22 protein-coding genes, 1 tRNA gene and 1 pseudogene are annotated in these 16,489 nt (G+C 66.5%); 15 read left to right on the forward strand and 9 right to left on the reverse strand.

Annotated features, from left to right (window positions below):
* Positions 1-204, forward strand: coding sequence for a hypothetical protein (locus tag ACX3O0_RS15610; protein ID WP_459092778.1), 204 nt, complete (start codon positions 1-3; stop codon positions 202-204).
* A gap of 15 nt (positions 205-219) precedes the next feature.
* Here the strand turns inward: ACX3O0_RS15610 and mscL are convergent, their stop codons facing one another.
* Complete coding sequence (mscL, locus tag ACX3O0_RS15615) at positions 220-666, reverse strand: large conductance mechanosensitive channel protein MscL (RefSeq protein ID WP_459108351.1); 447 nt, start codon at positions 664-666, stop codon at positions 220-222.
* Positions 667-702: 36 nt separating this feature from the next.
* Here mscL and ACX3O0_RS15620 point away from each other — a divergent pair, with 36 nt between their 5' ends.
* Positions 703-834, forward strand: a complete 132-nt coding sequence (locus ACX3O0_RS15620; RefSeq protein ID WP_459092888.1) for a hypothetical protein — start codon at positions 703-705, stop codon at positions 832-834.
* 62 nt (positions 835-896) lie between these two features.
* Here ACX3O0_RS15620 and ACX3O0_RS15625 read toward each other — a convergent pair.
* Both ACX3O0_RS15625 and ACX3O0_RS15630 read right to left on the reverse strand, forming a co-directional pair.
* A pseudogene (locus ACX3O0_RS15625) lies at positions 897-992 on the reverse strand (FmdB family zinc ribbon protein); the annotation flags it as partial.
* A 27-nt stretch (positions 993-1,019) separates the two neighbouring features.
* Positions 1,020-1,598, reverse strand: coding sequence for a 5-formyltetrahydrofolate cyclo-ligase (locus tag ACX3O0_RS15630; RefSeq protein ID WP_459092782.1), 579 nt, complete (start codon positions 1,596-1,598; stop codon positions 1,020-1,022).
* Positions 1,599-1,632: 34 nt separating this feature from the next.
* Between ACX3O0_RS15630 and galU the strand changes: the two genes are divergently transcribed.
* Both galU and ACX3O0_RS15640 read left to right on the forward strand, forming a co-directional pair.
* A complete protein-coding gene (gene galU / locus ACX3O0_RS15635) occupies positions 1,633-2,526 on the forward strand; it encodes a UTP--glucose-1-phosphate uridylyltransferase GalU (protein ID WP_459092784.1) in 894 nt (297 codons plus the stop codon).
* A gap of 3 nt (positions 2,527-2,529) precedes the next feature.
* On the forward strand, positions 2,530-3,201 hold the full coding sequence (locus ACX3O0_RS15640; RefSeq protein ID WP_459092786.1) for a GNAT family N-acetyltransferase: 672 nt from the start codon (positions 2,530-2,532) through the stop codon (positions 3,199-3,201).
* Here ACX3O0_RS15640 and ACX3O0_RS15645 read toward each other — a convergent pair.
* Complete coding sequence (locus ACX3O0_RS15645) at positions 3,188-3,406, reverse strand: hypothetical protein (protein ID WP_459108352.1); 219 nt, start codon at positions 3,404-3,406, stop codon at positions 3,188-3,190. The two genes, ACX3O0_RS15640 and ACX3O0_RS15645, sit on opposite strands and share 14 nt — an antisense overlap.
* 60 nt (positions 3,407-3,466) lie before the next feature.
* Between ACX3O0_RS15645 and ACX3O0_RS15650 the strand changes: the two genes are divergently transcribed.
* From ACX3O0_RS15650 to ACX3O0_RS15670, 5 genes are all read left to right on the forward strand, one after another.
* Entirely contained in the window at positions 3,467-4,384 is a 918-nt protein-coding gene (locus tag ACX3O0_RS15650) for a phage holin family protein (RefSeq protein ID WP_459092790.1), read from the forward strand.
* Between the two features lie 167 nt (positions 4,385-4,551).
* Positions 4,552-4,627 (forward strand) — tRNA-Ala (locus tag ACX3O0_RS15655).
* A 200-nt stretch (positions 4,628-4,827) separates the two neighbouring features.
* The gene (locus ACX3O0_RS15660; protein ID WP_459108353.1) at positions 4,828-5,802 is read left to right on the forward strand and encodes a DUF4357 domain-containing protein; all 975 of its coding nucleotides are present in this window, start codon (positions 4,828-4,830) and stop codon (positions 5,800-5,802) included.
* A 64-nt stretch (positions 5,803-5,866) separates the two neighbouring features.
* Positions 5,867-6,247: a YchJ family protein gene (locus ACX3O0_RS15665; protein WP_459108354.1), complete on the forward strand. Its 381-nt coding sequence runs from the start codon at positions 5,867-5,869 to the stop codon at positions 6,245-6,247.
* 14 nt (positions 6,248-6,261) lie between these two features.
* Positions 6,262-6,837: a mismatch-specific DNA-glycosylase gene (locus ACX3O0_RS15670; protein WP_459108355.1), complete on the forward strand. Its 576-nt coding sequence runs from the start codon at positions 6,262-6,264 to the stop codon at positions 6,835-6,837.
* Between the two features lie 7 nt (positions 6,838-6,844).
* Here ACX3O0_RS15670 and ACX3O0_RS15675 read toward each other — a convergent pair whose 3' ends face one another.
* Entirely contained in the window at positions 6,845-7,303 is a 459-nt protein-coding gene (locus ACX3O0_RS15675) for a hemerythrin domain-containing protein (RefSeq protein WP_459092798.1), read from the reverse strand.
* 52 nt (positions 7,304-7,355) lie between these two features.
* Complete coding sequence (locus ACX3O0_RS15680) at positions 7,356-8,516, reverse strand: DUF1611 domain-containing protein (protein ID WP_459092800.1); 1,161 nt, start codon at positions 8,514-8,516, stop codon at positions 7,356-7,358.
* Between the two features lie 163 nt (positions 8,517-8,679).
* Between ACX3O0_RS15680 and ACX3O0_RS15685 the strand changes: the two genes are divergently transcribed.
* Entirely contained in the window at positions 8,680-9,132 is a 453-nt protein-coding gene (locus ACX3O0_RS15685) for a hypothetical protein (RefSeq protein ID WP_459092802.1), read from the forward strand.
* A gap of 5 nt (positions 9,133-9,137) precedes the next feature.
* Here ACX3O0_RS15685 and ACX3O0_RS15690 read toward each other — a convergent pair whose 3' ends face one another.
* Positions 9,138-9,947 carry a DUF1206 domain-containing protein gene (locus ACX3O0_RS15690; RefSeq protein WP_459108356.1) on the reverse strand — a complete coding sequence of 270 codons (810 nt, stop codon included), beginning with the start codon at positions 9,945-9,947 and terminating at the stop codon, positions 9,138-9,140.
* A 99-nt stretch (positions 9,948-10,046) separates the two neighbouring features.
* On the opposite strand from ACX3O0_RS15690, the gene ACX3O0_RS15695 reads away from it, so the two are divergent.
* The gene (locus ACX3O0_RS15695; protein ID WP_459108357.1) at positions 10,047-10,760 is read left to right on the forward strand and encodes a VIT1/CCC1 transporter family protein; all 714 of its coding nucleotides are present in this window, start codon (positions 10,047-10,049) and stop codon (positions 10,758-10,760) included.
* A gap of 126 nt (positions 10,761-10,886) precedes the next feature.
* Positions 10,887-11,165 carry a hypothetical protein gene (locus tag ACX3O0_RS15700; protein WP_459108358.1) on the forward strand — a complete coding sequence of 93 codons (279 nt, stop codon included), beginning with the start codon at positions 10,887-10,889 and terminating at the stop codon, positions 11,163-11,165.
* Positions 11,166-11,172: 7 nt separating this feature from the next.
* Here the strand turns inward: ACX3O0_RS15700 and ACX3O0_RS15705 are convergent, their stop codons facing one another.
* Positions 11,173-12,060: a DUF4349 domain-containing protein gene (locus ACX3O0_RS15705; protein WP_459108359.1), complete on the reverse strand. Its 888-nt coding sequence runs from the start codon at positions 12,058-12,060 to the stop codon at positions 11,173-11,175.
* Between the two features lie 97 nt (positions 12,061-12,157).
* On the opposite strand from ACX3O0_RS15705, the gene ACX3O0_RS15710 reads away from it, so the two are divergent.
* From ACX3O0_RS15710 to ACX3O0_RS15720, 3 genes are all read left to right on the forward strand, one after another.
* Positions 12,158-12,970 carry an alpha/beta fold hydrolase gene (locus ACX3O0_RS15710; protein ID WP_459108360.1) on the forward strand — a complete coding sequence of 271 codons (813 nt, stop codon included), beginning with the start codon at positions 12,158-12,160 and terminating at the stop codon, positions 12,968-12,970.
* Between the two features lie 9 nt (positions 12,971-12,979).
* Positions 12,980-13,978, forward strand: coding sequence for an aldo/keto reductase (locus ACX3O0_RS15715; protein ID WP_459108361.1), 999 nt, complete (start codon positions 12,980-12,982; stop codon positions 13,976-13,978).
* Positions 13,979-14,109: 131 nt separating this feature from the next.
* Positions 14,110-14,946, forward strand: coding sequence for a DNA-3-methyladenine glycosylase family protein (locus ACX3O0_RS15720; protein ID WP_459108362.1), 837 nt, complete (start codon positions 14,110-14,112; stop codon positions 14,944-14,946).
* A 191-nt stretch (positions 14,947-15,137) separates the two neighbouring features.
* Here the strand turns inward: ACX3O0_RS15720 and ACX3O0_RS15725 are convergent, their stop codons facing one another.
* Positions 15,138-16,343 carry an MFS transporter gene (locus ACX3O0_RS15725; RefSeq protein ID WP_459092818.1) on the reverse strand — a complete coding sequence of 402 codons (1,206 nt, stop codon included), beginning with the start codon at positions 16,341-16,343 and terminating at the stop codon, positions 15,138-15,140.
* Between the last annotated feature and the right edge of the window lie 146 nt (positions 16,344-16,489).

A 16,489-nucleotide genomic window follows, 5' to 3' on the forward strand; every position in this document is an offset into this window, starting at 1 on the left:
GTGGATACGCGAAACCAGCCCGACAGCGAGCCGACCCCCGACGGCGAAGCGGATGCTCGGAAGCCGCGCCGTCGCATCCGTCGCCGTGTGAGAACGGAACCGGCCCCCGGAACGGATCCGCATCCCGCCCCGGAGCCGCGCCGCCACGCCTCCGGCGAGAACGACGACCAGCTCAAGCGTGACGTGCCGCCCCACTGGGGCTGACACGCCTCACTAAAGTTACTGGGCCGCGTGGGTGCCGCGCTCGCCTGGACCGCTCTCGGTCTTCGCGAGGAGGTCGCGGATCTCCGCCAGCAGGTCCAGTTCGGTCGGCGGAACTTCCTCCTCCGAGGCCCCGGCTGCCCTCTTCTCCTCGGCGCGGCGCTTCAGGTAGTTCATCGGCATGACCAGCGCGAAGTAGACGGCCGCCGCCACCAGCAGGAACTGGATGATGGCGGCGATGACCGCCCCGAAGTACAGCTTTGCCTCGCCACCGGCCAGGGTCGGGACCGTCACGATCAAGGTGTCCTTGAGGTTGTCGGCACTGAACAGCGCCCCGATGAGCGGGTTGATCAATTGTTCGACGAGCGCGTTGACCACGGCGGTGAATGCGAGGCCAACGACGAATGCGACCGCGAGATCGATCACGTTGCCGCGCATGATGAATTCTTTGAATCCCTTGAGCATGAGCTGTACTCCCTTACGTCTTGTTACGAACTGGAAGTGCTGGTCGTGCTCGGTGCCGCGGCGGGCGCCGGTGTGCTCGGGGAGGAGTCGGTCGACTTCTTCGCTGGAGCAGAAGCCGGCGCCTTCTCCGCTTTCGCACCCGATTCCGACCGCGAATCCGTGCGGTAAAAACCAGACCCGTTAAAGCTAACGCCGATGTTGCTGAAAACCTTGCGCAACGTGGGTTTTCCACACGATGGACACACCGTCAGGGTCTCGTCGGTGAACGACTGGTACTGCTCGAAGTCGTGTCCGCAGGAGGTGCAAGCGTAAGAGTAGGTGGGCAAGTGGAACCTCTGCGTATTCAGAAAATCCTAGAAGGCGACGACCCCGCTGGGGGTCACGACACCGTTGACCGGCTTGTCGTGCAACTCCGTCGGCACGGCCTCTAAGAATTCGTTGTCGAAGACAACAGCATAAACCGGCGGGGACTGCTCCATTGACCCGATGGTCCGGTCGATGTAGCCGCGACCCCACCCCATCCGCATGCCTGACCGGTCGACGGATGCCGCCGGCACGATGATGAGGTCGACATCATTGATCGCGATCGGCCCCAGAAGTTCGCCGACCGGTTCGGGCCACCCGAACGGTCCCTCCGTCTCGTGCTCTCCGTCGGCGACCACCCAGTCGAGCAGGCCGTCATCCCGCGAAATCGGCAGGAGCACTCGCACGCCCTGCTCGAGCGCCCAGTTGATGTACTCCCGGATGTTCGGCTCGTCTGTGTTCGGAAGGTAGGCCGAAACCGAGCGTGCCCCCAAACGTGTGGTGAGGTCGATCAGGTGCTGGGTGAAGGCGGCGGTGGCCCCTTCGCGCTCGAGCGTTGTCAGGTTTCGACGTCGCTCGCGCAGTTCTGCGCGGAGGGCGCGCTTCGCGTTGCTCGGGTCAGCGGTCATGCAGCCATCCTAGGGAAAAGGTAACCTGTGCCCTATGTCACCAACCATCACGAAAGCCGTCATCCCCGCCGCCGGCCTGGGTACGCGCTTCCTGCCTGCGACGAAGGCGATGCCGAAGGAGATGCTGCCGGTCGTCGACAAGCCGGCCATCCAGTACGTCGTCGAAGAGGCAGTGGCGGCCGGGCTGAGGGACATCCTGATGATCACCGGCCGCAACAAGGGCGCCCTCGAGAACCACTTCGACCGGGTGGGCGAACTTGAGGACGTGCTCCGGCGGAAGGGGGACATCGAACGCCTGGAGAAGGTGAACGAGTCGACCGATCTCGCCGACGTGCACTACGTGCGCCAGGGCGACCCGCTGGGTCTCGGCCACGCGGTGTTGCGGGCTCGCCAGCATGTCGGCAACGTGCCGTTCGCCGTCCTGCTGGGTGACGACATCATCGACTCCCGTGACGTGTTGCTGACCCGCATGATCGAGGAGCAGGGCAAGCGCAACGCCAGTATCGTCGCGCTGCTCGAGGTGGATCCATCATCCGCCCACCTCTACGGCGTCGCGACCGTTGAGGCGACGGATGACGATGACGTGGTGCGCATCACCGGCCTGGTCGAGAAGCCGGCGCAGGGGACTGCCCCGTCCAACCTCGCCGTGATCGGACGCTACGTACTGCGCCCGGAGGTGTTCGACATCCTCGAGAACACAGCACCGGGCAAGGGCAACGAGATCCAGCTGACGGATGCGCTGCTCACGATGGCAGAGACCCCGGATGCCACCGGCGGCGTCTACGGGGTCGTTTTCCGTGGCCGGCGCTACGACACCGGCGACCGGGTCGACTACATCAAGGCGATCATCCAACTCGCGCTGGATCGCGAGGACCTGGGCAGCGAGCTGCGCCCCTGGATCAAAGACTTCGTCCGGACCCTGGACTGAACCATGGTCGCCAGCGTGCCCACGCTCACCGAGGGCGAGACCACCATCCGCCCCATCCGGGTGCGCGACGCCAAGCAGTTGGAGCGGGAGCTCATGGAGAACCGCTCCTGGCTCCGGCAGTGGGAGGCGACCAGCCCGAATGGGCCGAGCGAGTTCGACACCCGGTACAGCATCCGCAGCCTTCAGGGGAATGCGCGGAGTGGTCACGGCCTGCCGTTCGCCATCGAGTACCAGGGCACGTTCGCCGGGCAGTTGAACGTTTCCGGCATCACCTACGGCTCGCTCGCGTCGGCGAGCATCGGGTACTGGGTGTCCGAGCGGTTCGCGGGCAAGGGGCTCACGCCCACTGCGGTGGCGCTCGCCACCGATTACTGCTTCTTCGAAATGGGGCTGCACCGGATGGAGATCTGCATCCGCCCCGAGAATGGGCCGTCACTGCGGGTGGTCGAGAAGCTCGGCTTCCGTTATGAGGGTCTGCGCCGCCGGTTCATCCACATCGACGGTGACTGGCGCGACCACTACTGTTTCGCGCTGATCGTGGAGGAGGTTCCGACCGGAATCCTGCGTCGGTGGCTCGACGGGCAGGTGCCCGCCACGAACGCCGTCATCCCGGACTCCGATCGTGCGGCAGCCGCCAGGCCGATGACCACCCCGCGCCAGCTCAGAGCGCCATGAACGGGATCATGGTGGTCAGAACCACCGACAGGATGAAGATGGTCGTGGCGACCACGGTCAGCACCAACTGGGAGCGCACCCCGCGCACCAAGGCTGCGATGCCGAGCAGGAACAGGCTGAGGGGCTGCTGAAGTTTATTGGCGGCCGGCGCGCCGCGAGGATGCCTTCGCATACCCCAGAAGTAGGGCCCCGGACCGCGTGGCATCCGTCAGACACACCTCCGTGAATGGGGAGCGTGTGGCCTCCGCACTCGTACCGTTGGTGCATGGGAATAGAGGGGCTCAGCTCGAGCGTGGTGATCGTGCTCGCCGCCGTGCTCTGGCTCGTCTACCTCGTCCCCACCTGGTTGCGTCGCCGAGAGTACCTCTCCACCGAGCGCAACGCGGTACGCCTGCAGCAGACGCTGCGCATCATGGCGGAGACCGCTGAAGTTCCGGACCAGGTGCGCATCGAGGCCACAACACGAAACGTGGCAGCACAGGAGAAGATCTTGCAGCGCGAAATGCAACGCACCCAGGCGATCGCCCGGGCGCAGGATGCCGCCGCCGCTCGCGCGGCCGCCCGCCAGCTCGCTGAGACGGGGCCGGCCATTGCGGCATCCGTCGCCCCCACTTCGCTCGCCTCCCGCCGGTTGAGACGCTCCCGGGCGATGACGACAGTGGCATTGCTCGCCGCCCTTATCGCGATCGGGTTCGGCATCGGCCAGGCCGTGGTCGGTGGCGGTGCCGTGTTGCTCGTCGCCGGGGCCGTCGTCGCGATCGGCGCGGTGGCGCTGCTGGTGCAGATCAACCAGGTGAGCCACGCCCGCGCCCAGCTCGCCCAGACCTTGCAGCCGTCACGCGCCGCGGAAGTGTTCGAGGCGGAGCGGCCGGTGGCGCGGCAGCAACCGGTGCGCACCAGCTGGACGCCGATGCCGATGCCGAAGCCGCTCTACCTGTCGCGGTCGGAGGTCGCGCCCGCAGCACGGGACGCTGCGCAGGCAGACAGTGCCGCCCAGTTACAGGAAGCAGCAGCTCGGGCGGAACGCGCGCTGCGTGCGGCCCAGGAGCAGGCCACGCCGATCTCCCGACCAGAGCCGGCTGCCGCACCGGCGAATCGTTTCGCTCGCATGGGCATCGTCGAGGTCGACGAGTCGAGCACCCCGGACCTGGACGAGGTCTTGCGCCGCCGTCGCGCCGTCTAGCTCGGACCCACCCGCTCGCTGCGCGGCCCTTTCAGTGAAGCGCTGCCGCATCCGTTGCCACGTTCCACGGAAAACCCCGCGCAGCTCCGCCCGCCGCGGGCGCCCCGCCTGTGGTTTCGAACGGATGACCGTGGCCGACTGAGGTGATAACCTAGCTACCGCAGTACGGGCCTATGGCGCAGTTGGTAGCGCGCCTCGTTCGCATCGAGGAGGTCAGGAGTTCGAATCTCCTTAGGTCCACCAACGAGGTACGGCCCCGCACGGAGTGTGGGGCCGTACCTCGTTAAATGTGCGCGGGACTTCATTGAGACATGAGGCTCTATCGTCGGGAAACCTGAGTGGGGCGCATCGCTGCACGTACCCGATAGCCTGAGAGCTCACGTGGCGCGGATGCAGGGGAAACAGCCAGTCCTCTCATCTTCTGCAAGCTGAGGGGGCTGGGCATGAGCATTGGCAAGCAGGTGCGGCTTTATCTGGTTGACGGTACGCCGGGTGGGCTGGTGACGGCGGAGATCATGAATTGGACGGGCCATGCCATCTCGTCGCCACGCTCGGAGATCGGCGAACTGCTCAGACGGCCTGAAGCACATCGAACTGGAATCTACATCCTGCTCGGTGACGCTCCCGACGCCAGAGGTGGCTTGGCCGTCTACCTCGGGGAAGGTGACGAGATTGCAACGCGTTTGCGCCAGCATGCTCGTGCCGAGGACCAGGGCGGCAAAGACTTTTGGGATCGCGTGGTGATTTTCACGTCCAAGGATGCCAACCTCACGAAAGCCCACGCTCGTTATCTAGAGTCGCGTTTCATCGCACTTGCGGCAGCAGCCGGGCGATCGCATCTCATCAACGGCACTGCACCAAGCGCTATTCAATTGCCTGAAGCAGATATCTCGGACATGGAATATTTCATCAGTCAAGCCGAGATCGTATTGCCAGTGCTCGGTGTGACGGTGCTCCGGTCTGCTCGCAAACCACTCCAGCAACCCATGGGTGAGGACGCACGGGACGTGCACCAGTCTCCCCTTTTTAAGCTCGAGGTGCCAAGGCACGGGGTAGTTGCAACGGCAAGGGAGGTTGACGGTGAATTCACTGTCATGCAGGGGTCGGGTGCGCGCGAGGCGTGGATTGGCACCCACCGGCATCCCGGGTACGAACAACTCCACCGCACGTTTGTTGCGGATGGGACATTGGAGTTGGTGTCCGACGGGCTTGCCCAATTCACGCGGGATGTGCCGTTCGCCTCGCCGTCAGCCGCTGGAGCGGTAGTCACCGGCCGCGCTTGCAACGGACGGACAGCCTGGATGGGTGTGGAGACGGGTCAGACTTTTGGTGAATGGCAGAGTCGTGGTGTGGCTGACTTGCAGCCCGTTCCCGGCGAAGGTGCCACTGCGGAGAAAGCGACTGCTGCGGCTCCTTGATGGATTCCGCGGTTCGAGGCAAGAACCCGAGCAGGCGGGTTTATGTCTCGTCAATAATGGAGCCATGACCACCAGCCGTTGCCCCTGCCTGAGCGGTTCGCCCTACGACGAATGCTGTGGTCCATTCCACGCCGGAGTCGCCGCCGCTCCCACTGCTGAACGCCTGATGCGGTCCCGCTACTCAGCGTATGCGGTCGGTGACGTGGCCTATTTGCTGCGAACCTGGCATCCGGCTACCCGTCCCAGCGAACTCACGCTGCTGGACCCGGAGCTGCGCTGGTACCGGCTGGACATCCTGTCCACGTCCGGCGGTGGGATGCTCGACACGGATGGCACGGTCGAGTTCCGCGCGCATTTCAAGGCAGCGGATGGCGCCGGCAGCCAGCACGAGACGAGCCGGTTCGCGCGACACGATGGCGGCTGGGTCTACGTCGACGCGGTCTGACCGGGGGAGGGCACATGAGGTTCACGAGGGCAGAGCTGGAGTCGTACCGCGACGCCAGCATCACGCCCCTGGTCGGGCCAGGGCTGAAGCTGCTGTTCGTCGGCATCAACCCCGGACTCTGGACCGCGGCCACCCAAACGCCGTTCGCCCACCCCGGCAACCGCTTCTACCCGGCGCTCGCCGCGGCGGGGATCATTCCGCGGATTCCGTCGTTCGCTGACGGGCTCAGCGACGACGAGAGGCACAACCTGATGGCTGCGGGCATCGGCATCAGCAACCTGGTGAACCGGGCGACGGTGCGGGCCGACGAGCTGACCAAAGAGGAACTGCGTGCCGGGGCGATGCACCTGACCGAGAACGTCGCGGCCTGGTCTCCGGCCGTGGTTGCGATCGTCGGGATCACCGCATACCGGCAAGCGTTCGTGAGGCCGCGCGCCACCGTCGGCCGCCAGCCGGAACGAATAGCGGATGCCGAACTCTGGGTCGTCCCGAACCCGAGCGGCCTCAACGCCCACGACACCATCGCCAGCCTCGCCGTCGCGTACGCTGCGCCGGCGCGCGCCGCCGGCCTACTGTCGAAGGTCGAGTGAGTCAGGCTCAGGCGCCCTCGCACACCCAGCCTCCGGGCAGGCGCCCCTCGTCGATGAATGCGCTGAGTTCAGCGGTCGCGGCAGGGGAGAGCACGGCATCCGCTCGGGCATAGAGGATCGGTTCCTCCTTCGTGTTGTGCTTGTCCAGCTGGGCCAGCAGTTCGCGGCAGGCGGTGAGCACGGTGGCGTGGGCGGCGTCATCCGCCAGGAGGCGGTCCAGGGCATCCATCGACCGCCACAACTCACCGTGCTCGCGCAGCATCACCATCACCGGCATCATCATGCCGGCATCGCGGAGCGGCGGGAACAGGAACCGCTCCTCAAGATAGATGTGCCTGCGCAGGCCGAACATCGACCACAGCAACGGTTCGTCGCTCGCCCCGTCGCCGGAGCTGTACTCCTCGATGCCGCCGTCGATCGCGCGGTGCTCGCGCTCCAACGCCGATTCCAGCGTGCCCTCTACCATGGCGTTCTCCTCGCTTTGAGGCTCACGCTACTCCTCGGCGGCCGGGCCTCGGCTAGCGAACGCCCGCGGTGAGGGATGCCGCGAGCTGGGGAAACGCGAACAACACCATGTCGACCAGGTCGTCCAGCGGCCGGGTGAGAGGGTCGGTAGCGGGAAGGCCGTTCTCCAGCTCAATCTCGAGGATCGCCGCAGTGACCTCGACATCGTCCAGGTGCTCGTGGTTGATGGCGACGCCGATCACCTTGGTGTCCGCGAACGCCTCGATCAGGGCGACCTCGCTGGCGACGGTCGGCATGGCGATCATCGGGTAGTCGCCGAGCGTGCCGCGCCCCGGGGCGTGCTGCACGATCACCCCTGCCGGTCGGCTGCCGCGCAGAATATACGCGGAGGTCAGGTAGGCAGGATGGCTGAGCGCACCCTGGCCTTCGACGATGATGACATCCGGATCCTCGTTCTCGAACGCGGCGACGACCTGCGCCTCCAGCTCTCCGGAGCAGAACTGCGGGGCGATCGCATCCATGGCAACGCCATACTTCCCGCCCTGGATCAACGATGTCTGGCCGGTGCCAACCATCACCGCGCGGATGCCCCTGGCGACCAGCGCCTGCACGAGCAGGGTCGAGGTGGTGCGCTTGCCGATCGCACCATCCGTGCCGAGCACGGCGATCCGTGGGCAGGTCACGTCGAAGATCCGGCCGGTGAAGACCTGCAGGTCCTTCTTGTCCTTGGGGCGGCGGATGTCGGTGATCGTCACGCCGGCGAGGATGCTCGCCGCCACGAACTCGGCATCCTCGTTCAGGAACTCGTGAAGGCCGTTGATCAGGTTCATGCCTCGGGCGATGCCGTCGAGCAGCACGATGCGTTGAGCTTCAGAAAGCATCCCGTCCGCCGGCGCGAGCCCGCAGATCAGGTAGGCGGGAACGAATCCGGCATGCGCGATCGCCTCGCCCAGGCTCGCCAGCACCGGGATTCCGTTGGGGACCCCGTCAAGGTGCATTCCGGCATCCGCCCCCGCCTGCCGGCTGTCGATCACGCTGAGGATGTCGAATTTCTCCGAATGGCGCACCAAACCGTTGGCGGTCTTGCCGTCCTGCTCGCCGAATTGGCCGTCGCAGTAGACGATCGCCGAATACTCGGAGAAGCCCGGCAGGATGTCGCGACCGGCGGCATCCGCGTCGGTATCGGCTTCGTGGCTGAAAATGGGCGTCGACATGCTGGCTCCTCGGAATACCCAGAGGAGGCGACCTGACCGTTGGCACAGGCTGTGGGCCCGAACGTGCAATGAAGCGGTCTTCCCTGACATCGGCAATGTACCGATGAGTGCAGGCTACCGCAGGCACCTGAACGTCGGCCTGCGCTTGGCTACGGTAGAGGGCATGCAACCTCGCTCGATCATCCCCGCCCTGCTCGTCGTCTTCGTGGGGCTGGTGATCGCAGCCTGGGTGTCCGTCGGCCGGCTGTTCTTCGGCATCGCCGGTGAGCTCACGCAGCTCTACACCTTCACGCTGGGCCTGATCATCGTCGTACTGCACGCCTTCATCACCGAAGCGCTGGCGCGCACCGCCCAGCTCGGGCACCGCACACGGCCGGCGACTGTCGCGATGCTGGTCGCCTCCTGGGCCTGCGGAATCCTCCTCGGGTTGATGATTCCGGATGTCACGGCGCTGGGTCTCCAAACGATTCTCACCGGCCCGGATGAGCCGGGTCTCAGCATCGCCATCGGTGTAGCCAACCCGCTGGGCATCATCATGCTGCTGACCGGGATCATCGCGCTGGTGCTCGCCCGCGGCGACGCCAAGGGAAAGGCTGTCATCGCCCGGGAGGACTGACCGGCTCAGCGCCGCATGAAGCGGGCGCGGGTCACCAGGTACAACCCGTGCACGATCAGGCCGCCGGCGATGAGGAACAGCGGCCACACGCCGGTCGGCAGGCTGGCCAGGAATCTCACAGCGCCGTCCAGTCCGGATGCCCAACTGGTGTCGGTGAACAGTGCGCTGCCGACGAACAATGCGCCGACGAGAATGAGCGCCAGCCCCTTGGTGGTGTGGCCGACGACACCGAGGGTGATGACAGCCAGCCCGGCCGCGCCGTCCGGGGGCGAGATGTCTTCCCGGAAGTTGCGGGACACACCGCGGAAGACGAACGCACCGCCGACGGCCCCGACGCCGATCCCAAGCGCGATGAGGATGAAAACGCCACCGGGGATGTCGAGGAGAATCGAACTGAGGGTCCTCGTGGCTTTTGCGGTGTCGGCGCGGCCGCCCACCGCGAAGACGACCGCAGCGAGCCCGACCACCAGGAAGCCGACCGCCTTGAACCGGTCACGGATGCGATTGGGCGCGACTCCTTCTGGCCGCCAGGCCATCGGCCCGGTCCACTGCCAGATCGCGAGGCCGATCAGGGCGATTGCGGCGATCCACAGCAGCACCACTCCGCCCGGCGTCTCGGCGACCGCCTTCAGTGCGCCGGACTGGTCCGCCCGCTGGTTCAGCCCATAAGTCACGCTGACGGCGATGGCACCGATCATCACGTGGATGAGCCCGCTGGCCACCAGGCCGCCGCGTGCCAGCACGCGCAACGGCCGGCTGTTGCTGGCCTGGCGCGCAGCAGCCTTGGCTCGACGGCGGCGTGATCCAAAGGGCATCCTCCGTTGATACCACGACTGCGTTCCGATCGCGCATCACACCGTGCATTGCCGTGGTGGGTTAACGTGGTGCGCACGGACCACAAGGAGCTTCCCCCCATGATCGACACCGCCCAGCACCCGGATGAACTTCACGGCCGGAGCGTCGGCACCCTGCTGAACATCCTGCGCGCCAGCGTCCTCGGCGGTCAGGACGGCATCATCTCCACGGCAGGAATCGTCGTGGGTGTTGCCGGTGCGAGCCTCGACAACACCGCGCTGCTGATCGCCGGGCTCGCCGGCCTGGTCAGCGGCGCACTGTCTATGGCCGGTGGGGAATATGTCTCGGTCAGCTCGCAACGTGACACCGAGAAGGCGCTGCTCGACAAGGAACGCTGGGAACTCGCGACCATGCCGGACGAGGAACTCGCCGAATTGGCCGGCCTCTACGAGGAGAAGGGACTGTCAGCCGAACTCGCCAGACAGGTGGCGGTGCAATTGCACGAGAAGGATGCCCTCGCCGCCCACGCGGAGATCGAACTGGGCATCGACCCCGACCAGTTCACCAACCCCTGGCACGCCGCCGTCAGCTCTGCGGCCTCGTTCGCGGTCGGCGCTGCACTACCGCTCCTGGCAATCACGCTTTCTCCGCCCGCTGTGCGCGTCTACCTCACCTTCACGGTGGTCATCCTCGCCCTCGTCGGCACCGGCCTGATCAGCGCTCAGGTGGGGGGCGCGCCGAAGGGCAGGGCGGTGCTGCGCAACGTGGTCGTCGGCGTCGTGACCATGGGAGTCACCTTCGGCATCGGGTCGATCGTGGGTGTCTGGATCTAGCGCTAATGGCACCGGCGCATCCGTCGTCCCCGTATTGGGGGGAACGCCGATATATCAATACGTTCGCATTATGTCGATACTGGGAACTGTTCACGGATGAACGGTTGAGATCGACAGGGATGACACATGGAGCACGACGGCTGGGCTGGTTCACACCGCCGAAATCTGGGCTTACTACTCGCGCTGGTGGCGTTGACGGCGGGGCCGCTCGCACTGCCGGCCACCGCGACCGCCACGCCGTCGTCGGCTGCAACGGGCATCACGGCGGACACTGCTGCGCCGGCCGCCGAATCGCCATCGGACACCGCGCTCCGCACCTCCAGCACACTGGCAGCCACGGTCATCGGCACGGTCGTGCTGGTCGGACTGTTCTGGTATCTGGTCGTACGGTCCCGCCGCAAATAACGGTTGCCTAGAGGCCCTCGACGGCGTCAGCCGGTGTGGTCTTCACCCTCCGCCTGGCCACCACGACGATCACGATCGTCGCCAGCCCGACCAGTGCAAGCCACGGCAACAACACACCGAACGCGACCAGCAGGAAGCCGAAGAACCCGACGAAGGCCTCCCAGCCGGCGGCCAGCCCGGACAGGAAGGTGTCCGGCTCGTCGACGGGCGCATCCTCTTCGGTGCCCAACTGGATCGTGTAGGTCGACAGCTCAACCAGGTCGTCCAGCGACCGCTTCTGCGATTCGAGCGACTCCAGGTTCGCCTGCCGCTCCGACAGGGCGGACTCGATGCTGATCAGGTCGGCGGTGGTATCGGCATCCGCCATCAACGCGATCAGGCGATCGACGGATGCGTGCAGCGCCTTGATCCGTGAGTCCAGATCGCGCACCTGGGCGGTGACGTTCTGTTTCTCCTGCTCCACCCGCTCGACAGTGCCGAGCTCCTTGAGGGAGGCGAGTGTCTGGGTGAGCCGGTCGGACGGGATTCGCACCGTCAACTCGGCCCGACCCTTGTCCTCGCCATCCGGAGCCGTCTCGCTGCGTGCGTCGACGCGGCCGCCGGCCCGCTCGACGATGGTGGCAACCTCGGCAGCCGCCTCCGCCGGACGCTCCACCGTCATCACGAGGTAGCCGGTGACGATCATCTTCTGATCGCCGTCGACCAGCCTGGCTGCCGAGTCCGCGCCCACCGCGCCGAGATCCTCGAACCCGACGACGGAGTCGGCGAACTCCGGACCGGACTGCGGTGCGACATCCGTCGATGACGCCCCGACCAGTGACGCACCGGATGCCGAGCATCCGGTCAGCACTAGTGCCGTCACAAGTACCGTGCCCCGCAGCAGTCTGAGTCTCATGCAAGAACGGTAGCCTTGCGCCGATCATGAGCGCTACCCAACGTTTTGCGCCTATCGTGCGTCAGCCCAGTCGGCGGCTCCTGCGATAATCGCGGGTATGGGTGTCGTCGAGCGGGTGCGATCCTGGTTCGGCGAATGGTGGGAGGCCGTGCTTCGCCGGCCGACGCTGCACATCGCCGAGGACCAGGGAAGCGGCCCGGTCGTCATCCTGGTGCACGGCATCGCGTCATCATCGGTGACCTTCCAGAACCTGGTGCCGCTGCTGGCCGAGCAGCATCGCGTGATCGCGATCGACATCCTCGGGCACGGCGGATCTCCCGTCCCACCGAAGGCCGAGTACACCATCGAGGAGCACGTGGCCTGGCTGGAGCGCACCATCCGGGGGCTCGGCCTCAGGGAACCGTTCGTCATCGTCGGCCACTCGCTGGGAGCCATGCTGGTCAGCCGGTATGCCAGGACGAACCCGGCGCGGGTGTGCAGGACAGTGCTGGTCAGCCCGCCGATCTATATCTCACCGGAACAGGTCGGCGACCGTTTCGAGCGAGCCGCTCTCGGCGCATACCTGAAGGGGTATGAGTACCTGCGGGTGAACAAGCAGTTCACGCTGCGCAACGCCGCCATCATTTCAAGGCTCATGCCGATCAAGAATGTCTTTGAGGTGACCGAAAGCAATTGGGAAGCCTTCGTGAAGTCCCTGCAGAACTGCATCGAGTCGCAGACCACCATCAGCGACATCGCCGGCATCGAGTCCCCGGTCGACGTGGTCTACGGAACGCTCGACCAGTTCATCGTGCCGGGCGGGCTGCGCATCGTCGAGAAACTGCGCCACGTCACCATGCACCAGGTGGAGGCGAACGACCACCTGATACGCAGGCGAATGGCCAAGGTGGTTGCGCAGGTCATCGGGTAGCGTCGACGCATGCACACTCGACTCCTCGGACGCACCGGCAGGGAAGTCTCGGCCATCGGCCTCGGGACCTGGCAGCTCGGCGCAGACTGGGGGGACGTCAGCGAGGCGGATGCCCACGCGGTGCTGGACGGATCCGTTCAGGGTGGGGTCACCTTCTTCGACACGGCGGATGTCTACGGCGACGGCCGCAGCGAACGCCTGATCGGCGACTACCTCGCGGCCAGCCCCGGTGTCGACGTGACAGTGGCAACCAAGATGGGCCGTCGTGAAGCCCAGGATCCGGCCAACTTCACCCTGGAGAAGTTCCGCGAGTGGACCGACCGCTCGCGCCGGAACCTGCGGATGGACACACTCCACCTGGTACAACTGCACTGCCCGCCCGCGCCGGTGTTCACCTCCGATGCCGTGTACGACGCGCTCGACACCCTGGTCGCCGATGGCGCCATCGCGAACTACGGGGTGAGCGTTGAGACGGCGGATGAGGCACTCGCCGCGATCGCGCGACCCGGCGTGGCAACCGTGCAGGTCATCCTGAACGCGTTCCGCCTGAAGCCGCTCGACGCCGTCCTGCCGGCCGCACGTCAGGCGGGGGTGGGGATCATCGCCAGGGTGCCACTGGCATCCGGCCTGCTCAGCGGCAAGTACACGGCGACCACCACGTTTGCGGAGAACGACCACCGCACCTTCAACCGGAACGGCGAGGCGTTCGACGTCGGCGAGACGTTCTCCGGGGTCGACTTCGAGTCCGGCGTCGCCGCAGCGCAGGAGTTCGCCGCGCTCATCGCCGCCGAGCCGGGAGCATCCGACTACTCGACCGCGCAGGTCGCCCTCGCCTGGGTGGCGCAGCTCGACGGCGTCAGCTCGGTCATCCCGGGCGCTCGCAACGTGCGCCAGGCCGCCTCGAACACGGCCGCCGGGGAGGTGCCGCAGCTCAGCGACGGCTTCACCGACGGCGTGCTCGAGCTGTACGACCGCTACTTCCGCGCTGCCGTGCACCCCCGCTGGTAATCGTGGAACACCCCGCGATAGTGCCCGTTCCGGATGAATGCACCCGTTCCGCGGGGCACATCTCTCCGGAACGGGCACTAGTGGGAGCTGTCGCCTCGCGAACGGCTCGTGCTCCGAGCAGGCGATCGCGGGTGGAGCTCGGGTTCATCCCGCCGTTCGACGCCGGTGCCGTGCTCGGCAACCTGCGGGCGCACCTCATCGCCGGCGCCGAGACGCTGGACGGCGACACCATCACCCGCATCGTGACCGCACCGTCCGGCCCGGTTGCCGTCGCGGTCACGGTGGCGACGGATGCCATCAGCGCCACCATCGGCAGCACCGACCTGGCGGATGTTGCGGCGGTCATCACGATCATCCGGCGCTGGTTCGACCTGGAGCTCGACCCGTCGCGTGTCGAAGCCGTGCTCGGCGGAGACCCCGTGATCGGGCCGCTGCTGCGTGCCAGACCGGGGCTCAGGGTGATCGGGTCTCCGAACGGGTTCGAGACGGCCGTGATGACGGTGCTCGGCCAGCAGGTGTCGCTGGCGCGGGCTCGCGCGCTCGGCGGGAAACTGGTCGAGGCCTTTGGCGAGCCGGGGCCGGCAGGGCTGCGTCTCTTCCCCTCGGCAGGAAGCATCGCGGGCCTCCCGCTGACCGAACTGCGGGCCGCTCTCGGCCTGACCGGGATGCGCGCGCTCGCCGTGCACAGCCTGGCAGCGGCCTGCGACGACGGACTGATCCTCAGCCCGGACGCTGACCCGATCGCGGTGCGCGCCGCGCTCCTCGCGCTCCCGGGAATCGGGCCGTGGACCGCCGACTACCTGGCCGTGCGAGCCCTCGGCGACCGAGATGCGTTCACGGCCGGCGACCTCGTGCTGCGACGGTCCCTGGGCGGCATCAGCGTCGCGGCGGCCGAAGCCGCGTCGCAGGCGTGGCGCCCCTACCGCGCCTACGCGCTGTTCCACCTCTGGACCGCCACCTCCTACTGAGCCGCGCCCGCACTGTTACCCTCACCCGCCACCCTCACCCGCTACCCGTCGCATTTGAGAGACCTTTTACGGCTTCAGCACCGAATGAGGGAAGTTTTTCGGCAGGATTCGCGAATACTCCTTCTTTCGTGCCGACGAGTCAGGCTCGGCTGGGACGCGACGGCGGATGACTGTCGCAAGCTGAGGGACACTCAGCGGATGGTGCTGATCGGCTCCGTGTCGGGAATGGGGCTCGAGTCGCGTCCGCGCAGGTCGGGGTGCGCCCGGCGGAAGATCACCGGAACCAGGAACCCGACGAACGCGAACACCCCAGCCACCCAGAAAGCGCCGACCGCGCCGTTGGCGTCGATGAGGAACCCGGCTGCCGCCGAACCGAGCGCGGCACCGATGAGCTGTCCGGTGCCGACCCACCCGTAGGCTTCGGCCGTGTCGCTGAACTTGACGCTCGATGAGACGATCGAGAACATCACGGCCAGCGCCGGGGCAATGCCGACACCCGCGATGAACAGCGTGATGGACAACCACCAGAAGTCGAGGAACAGCGCGGCGAGGGCCAGGCCGACGAAGACCAGGAACATCCGCCGTGCCAGCGCCCACGGCCCGATCTGCAGGTGGCCGAGCGCGAGTCCGCCGGCGAGGGAACCGACAGCGAAGATGGCCAGCACGATTCCGGCGTCGGCTGAGCCGTGGTCGAAGGTCGCGACAACACCCGCCTCAACGCTGGCGGCAGCCCCCACCAGCAGGAATCCGACGACCGTCGCGAGCATGACGGGCGGCCGGCCGAGCACGACACCGAGCTTGCGGCGACTGCGTGGGATGCGCACCTGGCCGAGCTCCGGCGACAGCACGAACCACACCCCTCCTCCGACGAAGAATGCCAACGCCAGCACGATGGCCTGCATCGTCCCGATCTGCGTAGCGACGAGCGTGGTGACGACCGGGCCGACGACCCAGATGATCTCCTGAGCGGATGCGTCGAGCGAGAAGAGCGGGGTGAGCTGCTTCGAGTTCACCATCTTCGGGTAAATGGTTCGGACGGCAGGCTGGATCGGCGGCCAGCTGAGGCCGGCAACGAAACCGATGACCATGTAGAGCGGAACCGGCAGCACCGTGAACGCGATGGTCCCGATAGCGGTGGCGCTGACGACCATCGTGATGATGATCACCTTGCGCATTCCCCAGACGCCCATCCACCGGCTGGTGAGCGGGCCGGCGATGGCCTGGCCGACGCTGGTGGCGGCCAGCACCAGGCCGGCGGCGCCGTAGGAGTCGTGCACCCGTTCGACGTGGAGCAGGAAGGCCAGCGACAGCATCCCCGACGGGAACCTGGCGACCAGTTGAGCACCCATGATCCGGCCGACGCCGCGCGTCTTCAAGAGTTCCAGGTAGCTGCTCACAAGGGCTCAAGTCTAGTGGGGGCGTCAGTCGGGGCCAGGGGCGCCACCAGGTTGAATGGATGTCGGTGGCGGCACCCAGAATTAGTGCACAGGGTGTGTAGAACTCGCACAAGTTATGCACATCTGTGGATGACACGCCCACTAGA

It is taken from the genome of Homoserinimonas sp. A447, from assembly GCF_054489325.1.

Excerpts from the sequence above, each read along its gene's own strand:
- ACX3O0_RS15645 (WP_459108352.1), bottom strand. The coding sequence starts at position 3,406 with ATGCCACGCGGTCCGGGGCCCTACTTCTGGGGTATGCGAAGGCATCCT.
- ACX3O0_RS15670 (WP_459108355.1), top strand. The coding sequence starts at position 6,262 with ATGAGGTTCACGAGGGCAGAGCTGGAGTCGTACCGCGACGCCAGCATC.
- ACX3O0_RS15715 (WP_459108361.1), top strand. The coding sequence starts at position 12,980 with ATGCACACTCGACTCCTCGGACGCACCGGCAGGGAAGTCTCGGCCATC.
- galU (WP_459092784.1), top strand. The coding sequence starts at position 1,633 with ATGTCACCAACCATCACGAAAGCCGTCATCCCCGCCGCCGGCCTGGGT.
- ACX3O0_RS15665 (WP_459108354.1), top strand. The coding sequence starts at position 5,867 with ATGACCACCAGCCGTTGCCCCTGCCTGAGCGGTTCGCCCTACGACGAA.
- ACX3O0_RS15710 (WP_459108360.1), top strand. The coding sequence starts at position 12,158 with ATGGGTGTCGTCGAGCGGGTGCGATCCTGGTTCGGCGAATGGTGGGAG.
- ACX3O0_RS15680 (WP_459092800.1), bottom strand. The coding sequence starts at position 8,516 with ATGTCGACGCCCATTTTCAGCCACGAAGCCGATACCGACGCGGATGCC.
- ACX3O0_RS15690 (WP_459108356.1), bottom strand. The coding sequence starts at position 9,947 with ATGCCCTTTGGATCACGCCGCCGTCGAGCCAAGGCTGCTGCGCGCCAG.
- ACX3O0_RS15705 (WP_459108359.1), bottom strand. The coding sequence starts at position 12,060 with ATGAGACTCAGACTGCTGCGGGGCACGGTACTTGTGACGGCACTAGTG.
- ACX3O0_RS15640 (WP_459092786.1), top strand. The coding sequence starts at position 2,530 with ATGGTCGCCAGCGTGCCCACGCTCACCGAGGGCGAGACCACCATCCGC.
- ACX3O0_RS15650 (WP_459092790.1), top strand. The coding sequence starts at position 3,467 with ATGGGAATAGAGGGGCTCAGCTCGAGCGTGGTGATCGTGCTCGCCGCC.
- ACX3O0_RS15695 (WP_459108357.1), top strand. The coding sequence starts at position 10,047 with ATGATCGACACCGCCCAGCACCCGGATGAACTTCACGGCCGGAGCGTC.
- ACX3O0_RS15630 (WP_459092782.1), bottom strand. The coding sequence starts at position 1,598 with ATGACCGCTGACCCGAGCAACGCGAAGCGCGCCCTCCGCGCAGAACTG.
- ACX3O0_RS15685 (WP_459092802.1), top strand. The coding sequence starts at position 8,680 with ATGCAACCTCGCTCGATCATCCCCGCCCTGCTCGTCGTCTTCGTGGGG.
- ACX3O0_RS15675 (WP_459092798.1), bottom strand. The coding sequence starts at position 7,303 with ATGGTAGAGGGCACGCTGGAATCGGCGTTGGAGCGCGAGCACCGCGCG.
- ACX3O0_RS15700 (WP_459108358.1), top strand. The coding sequence starts at position 10,887 with ATGGAGCACGACGGCTGGGCTGGTTCACACCGCCGAAATCTGGGCTTA.
- ACX3O0_RS15660 (WP_459108353.1), top strand. The coding sequence starts at position 4,828 with ATGAGCATTGGCAAGCAGGTGCGGCTTTATCTGGTTGACGGTACGCCG.
- mscL (WP_459108351.1), bottom strand. The coding sequence starts at position 666 with ATGCTCAAGGGATTCAAAGAATTCATCATGCGCGGCAACGTGATCGAT.